Origin of the sequence: Acidiphilium sp., from assembly GCF_049977125.1 — a bacterium.
Lineage (GTDB): Bacteria > Pseudomonadota > Alphaproteobacteria > Acetobacterales > Acetobacteraceae > Acidiphilium.
On record NZ_JBMFGY010000032.1, the window covers coordinates 21,948 to 30,427 of the forward strand.

General features: G+C 66.5%; 8 protein-coding genes. 7 read left to right on the forward strand and 1 reads right to left on the reverse strand.

Going from position 1 to position 8,480, the window contains the following annotated elements:
* Positions 1 to 35: 35 nt before the first annotated feature.
* Genes ACP5E6_RS07430 through ACP5E6_RS07450 form a run of 5 tightly spaced genes read left to right on the forward strand, consistent with a single transcriptional unit; the run spans position 36 to position 5,224 of the window.
* Positions 36 to 1,055: a PilN domain-containing protein gene (locus ACP5E6_RS07430; RefSeq protein ID WP_427953365.1), complete on the forward strand. Its 1,020-nt coding sequence runs from the start codon at positions 36 to 38 to the stop codon at positions 1,053 to 1,055.
* A complete protein-coding gene (gspM, locus tag ACP5E6_RS07435) occupies positions 1,042 to 1,632 on the forward strand; it encodes a type II secretion system protein GspM (RefSeq protein ID WP_427953367.1) in 591 nt (196 codons plus the stop codon). The genes ACP5E6_RS07430 and gspM overlap by 14 nt, the downstream gene beginning before the upstream one ends.
* Positions 1,632 to 2,138: a hypothetical protein gene (locus ACP5E6_RS07440; RefSeq protein ID WP_427953369.1), complete on the forward strand. Its 507-nt coding sequence runs from the start codon at positions 1,632 to 1,634 to the stop codon at positions 2,136 to 2,138. Before gspM ends, ACP5E6_RS07440 begins: the two co-directional genes overlap by 1 nt.
* Positions 2,139 to 4,424: a type II secretion system secretin GspD gene (gspD, locus tag ACP5E6_RS07445; RefSeq protein WP_427953371.1), complete on the forward strand. Its 2,286-nt coding sequence runs from the start codon at positions 2,139 to 2,141 to the stop codon at positions 4,422 to 4,424.
* Positions 4,421 to 5,224: a hypothetical protein gene (locus ACP5E6_RS07450; protein ID WP_427953373.1), complete on the forward strand. Its 804-nt coding sequence runs from the start codon at positions 4,421 to 4,423 to the stop codon at positions 5,222 to 5,224. The genes gspD and ACP5E6_RS07450 overlap by 4 nt, the downstream gene beginning before the upstream one ends.
* Before the next feature lie 32 nt (positions 5,225 to 5,256).
* Here the strand turns inward: ACP5E6_RS07450 and gspG are convergent, their stop codons facing one another.
* Positions 5,257 to 5,751: a type II secretion system major pseudopilin GspG gene (gene gspG / locus ACP5E6_RS07455; protein ID WP_427953375.1), complete on the reverse strand. Its 495-nt coding sequence runs from the start codon at positions 5,749 to 5,751 to the stop codon at positions 5,257 to 5,259.
* Positions 5,752 to 5,774: 23 nt separating this feature from the next.
* On the opposite strand from gspG, the gene ACP5E6_RS07460 reads away from it, so the two are divergent.
* On the forward strand, positions 5,775 to 6,179 hold the full coding sequence (locus ACP5E6_RS07460; RefSeq protein ID WP_427953377.1) for a lytic transglycosylase domain-containing protein: 405 nt from the start codon (positions 5,775 to 5,777) through the stop codon (positions 6,177 to 6,179).
* A gap of 323 nt (positions 6,180 to 6,502) precedes the next feature.
* Positions 6,503 to 8,480, forward strand: a 1,978-nt coding sequence (locus ACP5E6_RS07465; RefSeq protein WP_427953379.1) for a phospholipase C, incomplete at its 3' end; no start/stop codon positions are given.

Here is an 8,480-nt window from a genome sequence, read left to right on the forward strand (position 1 = left end):
TTTCAAAACCCCGTCAGCACGTCACTAGCAGGCGCATGGAATTCCTTCGCTGGTATGGCGCGATGCTACGATCGCTGCTGCCGAGCTCGCTGCGCGCGATGTTCGGCGGTTCAGCATCGGGCCTGATCGTCTCGGCCGATCTGACCGCGCCGCCGGCCTGCGCTGTGGTGGCGCAGCGGTCACGCGGCGGAACCCGCACACTCGGCACGCTCGGCGCACTGGCCGCCGACCTGTCACCCTCGTTGCGCCGCGGTGTCACGTTGGTGGTGACCGCGCCGGGGCGATTGGTCCTGAGCCGCATGGTCACGCTGCCGCTGGCGGCGGAGCGGCATCTGGCCACCGTGCTCACCTTCGAGATGGACCGGCTGACCCCGTTCGCCGCCGGTGAGGTCTGGTATCGCACCGACATCATCAACCGCCGCAAAGCAGCCGGCTCGATCGCGCTGCGCCTTGCCGTGCTGCCGCGCGCGAAGCTGCTGCCGCTGCTCGATGCCCTCGCGCAAGCCGATCTGCACCCTGGCCGGATCGAGGCGCAGGACGCCGCGGGGATCATCACGCTGCCGCTCGATCCCGGCGCGCCACCGGCACGAAGGATCGAGGCGGCGCTGGCTGCCCTGTGCGCGATACTGGCGCTGGTCTGCCTGCTGATCCCGCTTTCGCGCCAGCAGATCGAACTCCACCGCCTCGCCACACGCGAGAAGGCGCTCGTGCCAAGGCTGCACGCGGCGGAAACCCTACGCGGGCGGCTCGATCGCGCCCGCAACGGGGCGGCGACGCTCGCGGCGGAACAGGCGCGCGAGGGCGATGCGCTGGCCGCCCTCGCCGCCATCACCACCGCCGTTCCGGATGGCAGTTTCCTCACCGACCTCACGCTGCGCCACCGGATCGCGACGCTCGATGGCGAATCACCCAATGCCGCCGGGCTGGTCGCGGCGTTCTCGGCCAATCCCGCCTTCGCCGATCCGTCTTTCGCCGCCCCGGTCACGCGCGCCTTGAACGCCAAAGCCGATATCGTCTCGATCCGGGTCAGGGTGCGCCGCCATGAGGCGCCCTAGCGCGATGCAAGGCAGTCTCGACCTCCCCGACGGTCGCGCCGGCCGGATCACCGCGATCTTGCTCACCCTGTGCGGGGTGGCGATCCTGTGGTTCGGCCTGATCGCCCCGGCGATGAGCTGGTACGATGCAAGATCCCGCCAGATTGCCGAAACGCGGCTCGTCATCGCCCATGAGCGCGCCCTGATCGCCGCCTTGCCGGACATGCAGGCACGAATCGCCCGGTCCGGCCGGATCGGCGGCGTGACGCTCCTGGCCGGCGGGTCGGATGCGGTGGCCGGTGCCGCCCTGCAGGGCGATGTTCAGGCGCTGGCCAGCCGGAACAGCATCAATCTCGACTCCGCCGAATTGCTCACCCCGGTCAAAACCGGCGATTTCCGCCGGATTCCGCTGCGGATCAGCCTGACCACCGACTATCCGAAGCTGATCGCGCTGCTCGGCGCGATCGCCGCCACCTCGCCGCGCATGCTGGTCGATGACCTCTCCCTCCACGCGACCGGCCTGCCCGATCCGGGGCGCGATCTGCCGATCCGCGCCAGTTTCACCATCTCGGCGTTCCGCGCCGCCGGCGGATCGTGATGCCGCCCTTGCGCATCGCCCTCGCTTCGCTCGCAACCGGTCTTGCGTGTCTTGCGCTCGCCACGTTGCTGGCGCCGCAAACCGCCCCCATCGTCATGATGCCCGCCGCCATCCCGCCCGCCACAATAACCGCGCCGCCGGTCGACACCACCCGGCTGATCGCGATCATCGCCGCCCGCCCGCTGTTCCGCCCCGATCGCCGGCCGGTCGCCGCCGTAATCCAGGGTGACGCTGACTTGCCCCGCCTCTCCGGCATCTTGTTCGGCCCCCAGGTCGCGGTGGCGATCTTCACCCCCGGCTCAGGCGCGACCCGCCTGGTCACCAAGGGCGAACGCATCGGCGCGTACCGGCTGAGCGCGATCACCGCCGATACCGTCACCCTGACCGGACCGGGTGTGACGCTGCGGCTCACCCCCCGCTTCGCCGGTAGCAACGCCGCACCGCCGCCCGCGTCGCAAACGCCCGCTCTTCAGACGCCCCTTTTTCAAATGCCAGGAAGACACTGAATGCCCATGCCTGCCCGCCTGCTGGCGATCGCGGCGATCCCCCTCGGCCTCCTCGCCGGTTGCGCGCCGAAACCGCTCCCCCCCGATGCCGGCATCATCGCCGCGCGCCCGGACGCATTGACAGCGACGCCGCTCGCCGCCCCCGCCGCACGTCCCCGGAGCGGCGCGATCGCGGCTCCGTTTCAGGGCGGGGCCTCGGCCAGCTACGGCACCCAGACCCCGCTGCCCGATGCGGGCGTGTCACCGCCCGATTTGCAGGGCGGCGCGGTGTCGCTCGATTTCGCCGATACCGATATCCGCGCGGTGGTCGCGCAGATCCTCGGCTCGATCCTGCATGTCACCTACACGATCGACCCGGCGGTGCATGGCAAGGCAACCCTCCACACCGCCCATCCGATGCCGCGCGCCGATCTGATCCCCACGCTGCAAACCCTGCTCGGCCAGAACGGCGCGGAGCTGGTGGCCGATAACGGCATGTATCGCGTCATCCCCGCAACATCCGCCGGTGCGGCGATCGCCGGCGATACCGCGCTGGGCGGTGCGACGGTGGTGCCGCTGACCTATGTGAACGCGGCACACCTCGCCGCCGTGCTGCAACCCTATGTCGGCAAGGGCGGCCGGGTGATCGCCGCCCCCGGGCGCAACGCCCTGATCGTCGATGGCGATCCGCAGACCCGCAACACGCTGATCCAGTTGATCGACGCGTTCGATGTCGATGCGCTGGCCGGCCAGTCCTACGTGCTGTTCCCCGCAACCGGCGGCAGTGCCAAGGATTTCGCCACTGGCTTCACTGCAGCGCTGGGCACGGGCAAGGCCACCGGCGCCATCCGCGTGGTGCCGCTGGAGCGGATCGGTGCTGTGATGGTGATCGCGCCCAGCATCGGGCAGATCGCCCAGGCGAACCGGATCTATACCGTGCTCGCGCGTCAGGAAGTCGCCTCGCGCCGGACCTGGCACGTCTATTACCTGCGCAACAGCCGCGCCGAAGACGTGGCCCATGTGTTGCAGGAGGCGTTCACGCCGAACGACGTGACCGCGCAGCCCGCCCCCAGCGGCCAGACCGCGCCGGGTGTGGCGACCGGCACGCTCGGCGGTCTCGCCGGCAGCACGCCGGGCGGCGGCTCCCCGCTCGGCACCACCGCCGGGGGTGTCACCATGGGGGCGACCATGAGTTCGGCAAGCACGCAGACCGGCGGCCTCGCCAATGGCGCTTTAAGCGCGACCGGGTCGCAATCCCCGGCCCCGTCCCCGACTTCGGACAATCCGCTGCTCGGCCCGCTCGGCGGCTCATCCGGCGGTGGTGGTGGCGGCGGTAGCGGCGGCGATGACGACGGCACCCGCATCATCGCCGCCCCCCGCCAGAACGCGATCCTGGTCTACGCCACCGAATCCACCGATGCGACGATCCACGCCATGCTGCGCAAAATCGACATCGAACCGCTCGAGGTCGAGATCGACGCCACCATCGCCGAGGTCGATCTGAATACCGCCCTGCAATACGGCACCCAGTTCTTCTTCAAATCGGGCGGTATCAACGGCGTGCTGAGCCAGGGCACCTCATCGAGCCTGGTCCAGAACTTCCCCGGTTTCGTGCTGTCAGGTTACGGGTCGGATGCCGCACCCCTCGCGATCTCGGCGCTGCAATCGGTCACCAAGGTGCGGGTCCTGTCCTCGCCGCAGTTGATGGTGCAGAACGACCGCACGGCCAATCTGCTGGTCGGCAATCTGGTGCCGTATCTCTCGCAAAGCTCGCAAAGCACCATCACCGCCGGCGCGCCGGTGATCAACTCGATCAACTACCAGGAAACCGGCGTGATCCTGCAGATCACCCCGCGCATCTCGAACGACGGCATGGTCGCACTCGACGTCTCCCAGCAGGTCAGCGGCGTGGCCCCCAGCGTGACCACCCAGGGGATCAATTCACCGACGTTTTCCGAACGCTCGGTCTCATCGAGCGTGGTGGTGCATGACGGCCAGACCATCGGCCTCGCCGGGTTGATCACCGATAACGACCAGCGCGGCAATTCCGGCCTGCCGTTCCTCAAGGACATCCCCTTGCTCGGCAGCCTGTTCAGCAGCCAGAACAACACCCGCGCGCGCACCGAACTGCTGGTCCTGATCACCCCCCATGTGGTGCACAACCAGACCGACGCCGCCTCCCTCACGCGCGATCTCGAACAGGAACTGCCGAGTGCGGCACTGGTGCCGGGCGAGTTGAACGGATTGCCGGCCAACGGCTCGTCGGACCCGAATGCACCGCTGCGCGCACGGTGGGGATTGCATTGAACGCTGGTCAGCACGGTCGCGCGCCGCAGGATCGGGGCTTTGCCCTGCTGATCGTGCTGTTCGTGCTGGTGCTGCTCGGGTTTCTGATCACCCAGTTTCTCGGTGCCGCGCGCACCGAACTGACCATCACCGGCAATCTGCGTGGTGCGGCGATGGCCGGCGCCGCGGCGGATGGCGGGGTCTCGCGCGCGATCGTGGATCTCGCGGACGGCACCACGATCGCCCCGCGCCGGATCGGCGCGAGTGCGGTGGTGGTGATCGTGCACGGCATCGCCGGGCGGATCAATCCGAACGCGGCCCCGCCCGCCCTGCTCGCGGCATTGCTGCGGGTCGCCGGCGCCGGTCCGGCGCAGGCGCGGGATATCGCCGATGCGATCGTCGCCTGGCGCAGCCCGGCGGTCTCGCCCGCCGCCCAGTCGGCGCTGGATGCGCGATATCGCGCCACCGGCCACGCCTCGGGTCCGAACGGTACCGGTTTCACCGCCGTCTCTGACCTGACCGGGGTGATCGGCATGACCCCGCGACTTTACGATGCCATCGCGCCGCATCTCTCGTTGTTCGCCCCACCCTTGCCCGACGCGGCATCGGCGGACCCGATGGTCCGCGCCGCTCTGCGCCTCGCCGGGCCGATCACGCTGCCGGGCGGTGCGGTCGAAGGCCCGCGCATCGTCGAAATCGCGGCCAGCGCCACCGGCCCGGGCCGCGCCATCGCCCGGCGCTGCGCCGTGGTGCGGCTCAGCCCGTCGAATATCGAAACACCGTTCCGCATCCTGGGCTGGCGGGATCGCCAATGCCCATGAAGCATCCGCCCATGAAGCATCGTGCGGATCGGCTAATGGTTGCAGATCGTCCCCGGCGCGCCCGGTGCCGCCGGCTTGCCGTCGGGCCCTTCGGAGCACAGATCATAGGCCAGTCCCGGCCGGCTCGACGGGTCCTGATAGATGAACGGATGACCCCACGGGTCCAGTGGCACCTTGGTCTGTTTCAGATACGGCCCGTGCCAGCCGGACACGCCGGACGGATCGGCGATCAGCGCCTGCAACCCCTGCCCGGTGGTCGGGTAGCGCCCGATGTCGAGCTTGTAGAGATCGAGCACCGAGCCGATCTGCTCGATCGACTGTGCGGCGATGCTGGTTTTGGCCCGGCCGAGCTGGCCGAGCAGGGCAGGGGCCACCAGCCCGATCAGCAGGCCGAGAATCACGATCACCACCAGCAGTTCGAGCAGGGTGTAGCCATCATCGGCATTGGGGGTCTTGCGGGAGATGCTCATGAGCGCGTGACTATCCGACCTCACCCGCATCGCGCCAGTGCCGCGACGCCGCGTCATCGAAATGTCATGGCTATTGCATCATGATCGCGCATCTGCGCTGCATGCTGCTCGCCGCTTCGGTCTATCATCTGCCGCCGCGCGCGCTGCCGGTGATCGCGGTGATCGAAGGCGGCGCGGTCGGCATGGTCCGCCCCGACCCGAACGGCACCGCCGATCTCGGCCTCATGCAGGTCAATTCGATCTGGATCGACCCTCTCGCCCGCCGTGCCCGGCTCAGCCCCGCCGCGACGCGAACCCGCCTGATCGATGATCCCTGCTTCAACATCGCAGCCGCCGCCCTGATCCTGCGCACCGACATCGATCGCGCCGGCGGAAATTTCATGCGCGGCCTCGGCGATTACCATTCGGCAACGCCGCAGCTGAACCGGCATTACCGCGAGCGGGCCTGGGCGATCGCATCCCGCCTGTTCGGGCAGGGCCGCTAGAGCGATAGGCGATTATGTTGACGCGGCAGCGGCAACATAATCGCCTGAAATCGCTCGCAAAAACATAGGACTAAAGCGTTACGCTGAAAGCATAACGCTTTAGAGCGATCGGCGATCAAGTTGACGCGGCAGCGGCAACTTCATCGCATGACATCGCTCGAAAAAACATAACGCTCCAGCCGGCCCGCCGGTCGCCCCGAAGCGCCGGATCGGAAGATCCGCCTGAAACCTGTCCGGCGCATGACTCCAGCGTCATCGAATTATCACGCACAAATGATTAAAAATTGATTATCCGGCGTATCATCAACCAACGGGAGTTAACCATGCGCCGCGCCATACTCATGGCCTGCTCAGCGCTTTGCGCCCTGAGCATCACCAGCCAACCCATTCTCGCCGCCGCGACACCGGTTTCCGCCGAGGTCGTGCGCCAGCCCGATGCGCAGGGCATCGTCAAATCGATGATCGCGCACAATCCGCATCTGCACCTGACCAATCAGCAGATGATCGATCTGGTCAGGAAGAAGATCAAATACGTGTTCGTCCTGTATCAGGAAAACCGCTCGTTCGACTCGTATTTCGGAACCTTCCCAGGTGCGAAGGGCCTTTATTCGCAACCGCCGTCGCAGACGCCGGGGTTCTATCAGAACATCATCACGACCACCGGCGCGATCAAGACGATCTCACCGTTCCGGATCGGCCCGAAGCAATATGCGTGGGATACCGACGACGTGAACCATTCCCATCCCGTCATCGTCAGCAAGATGAACGTGGTCAATGGCGTGCCGCAGATGAACAATTTCGCGATCGGCGAAGAGCGCGTCCACTCGCCGACCGGCAATCCGTCCCTGCTGGCCGAGCAATACGGCGAACTCGCGATGGCGCACGAAGATTGCGACACTGTCCCCTTCCTCTGGGAATATGCGTCGCGCTTCGTGCTGTTCGACCATGTGTTTCAGGACATCACCGGCCCGTCGACGCCTGGCAACCTCTCGATCTTCGCGGCCCAGACCGGCCTGACCCAATGGGCGCTGCATCCGGACGAAGCCTTCGTCTCGCCGAACGGCACGCCCTACGCCGGAAATTCACCGCCCGGCAAAGATGCAGGTGGGGTCGTCACCGAAGCCGGATCGGGTGAGCCGGTCATGGACGACGACGATCCTTTCTGGGGCTCGCCGCTCGACCCGGCCTACGGCACGGCGAACGCGGTCCCGGTCAATGCAGGCGACTTCACCGGTAATACCAGCGTCCAGATCAATCAGACCTATGCCAATATCGCCCTGAACACGGCCGGCGATGCGGCGGCGAAGTATACGGCTCACGATACCCAGCCGAAGACCGACCTCGCCGATGTTCAGCAGGATGTCGCCTATCTCGCGGCCCATGGCCAGAAGCCGGTCGACTGGGGCTGGTTCGAGGAAGGCTATGCCAACGCGCCGACCGATACGGCCAATCCTGTCGTCAATGGCGGTGAACATGCGTCCTACGTGACTCATCACAACGGGCCGCAATATTTCGGGTATATCGTCAACAACCCGGTCGAACGCGCACATCTGCACGGTCTGCATGATTTCTACGCGGCTCTGGCGAATCAGACTCTTCCGGCTCACGGCGGCGTCTTCTACGTCAAGGGCGGATTCGACAACATCATGGGTCTGACGCCGGATAACCCCGTCGCCAAGGCCCGCGCGAATTTCCTGGGCGATGACGATCATCCCGGCTACTCCGACGCCCAGATCAGCGAAGCCGCGATTGCGACCGATGTGAATGCGATCGCCAAGAGCAAATATTGGAAGCACGCTGTCATCATCATCACCTGGGACGATTCCGAAGGCGATTACGACAGCGTCCGTCCGCCCATTCTTGCCGACGGCCCCGATCACAAGGTGTTCGACTTCGGGCCCCGGGTACCTCTGCTGATGATCTCGCCCTATTCGCGCGTTCATGCGGTCTCGCATCAGGTCGGCAGCCAGGCCTCGGTGGTCAAATTCGTCGATGACGTGTTTGGCTTGACGCCGCTCGCCTTGCTGCCGGACGAGTTGAAGGGACGCAAACTGGGCCAGCAGGAATTCGGCCAGCCGAATATCGGCCCCGAAGATGCCCTGACGCCGGATGTCGGCGATCTGATGAGCGCCTTTTCGCCAGCCCGCCTGATGGGCAAGGCAAAACCCCTGCCGGCCAGCTATGCGGAAATCTCCAAATCCACGATCATGCATCTGCCGCAGGATAATGGTCAGGGTTGCACAGTTGACGGCATCGTGCCGACCGACATCGCCAAAGGCATCAAGAACAACATCCCGGCCG